General features: G+C 40.8%; 1 protein-coding gene. It reads left to right on the top strand.

Annotated features, from left to right (window positions below):
• Positions 1-204 precede the first annotated feature (204 nt).
• Positions 205-642 (top strand): hypothetical protein (locus tag NZ519_14080; GenBank protein ID MCS7029880.1); only part of this gene is annotated, 438 nt, incomplete at its 3' end.

Raw genomic sequence — 642 nt, 5'->3', positions numbered from 1 at the left:
CACAAGGTCGGCGTGCTACGGGCTACGCTAACGCTTCGGTGCTACGCTTCGCTTCGCACCGTGCTGACGCACGCCCTCCGCATGCCTCACGCAAAAAATAAAAGTCATTTTCAATAACTTACATGCATACAAAAAAAATAATCTTTGATCTTGACTGATTAAAAAACATAACATATCTTTGAAATTAAATTAAAACAAAAAACTATGAAAATAAGACTTATTCTTACGTGTATCTTGTTAGTTGCTCTGTGGAACTACTTCCTCTACGCCGATGGCGTTAAGGATCCTGTCAAAAAACGACAAGCTGAAGAATGGTTGAGCAAAAAGAACGAGAGTGGCTTCTTGGAAAACAGGGGACAAATGATGGATATCCAAGGCAATCCTGTACCTTTCGTTCTTTTCAGAGCTCAAGCCTCTAATGTCAACCTGTGGATTACCGAAAAAGGAGTTACTTTACAAACTCTGAAAATAGAGGAAGAAGAGGAAAAAGATTTTTCACCTTATGAAAAAGCATACAATGAACGTACAGAGCATCAAGTTCCGAGAAGAGAAGAGCGTACCGAAGTATATTGGGAACGCGTGGATATTGAGTTAAGAGGGGCAAACATACGAAAGGAGAACATTGTAAGGGAAGGGGCGAGT

The sequence above is a fragment of the Bacteroidia bacterium genome, from assembly GCA_025056095.1.
In the GTDB taxonomy this organism is placed as follows: Bacteria; Bacteroidota; Bacteroidia; order JANWVE01; family JANWVE01; genus JANWVE01.
Note: the sequence above shows the minus strand (reverse complement) of the source record. Positions and strands in the feature narration are given on the sequence as shown.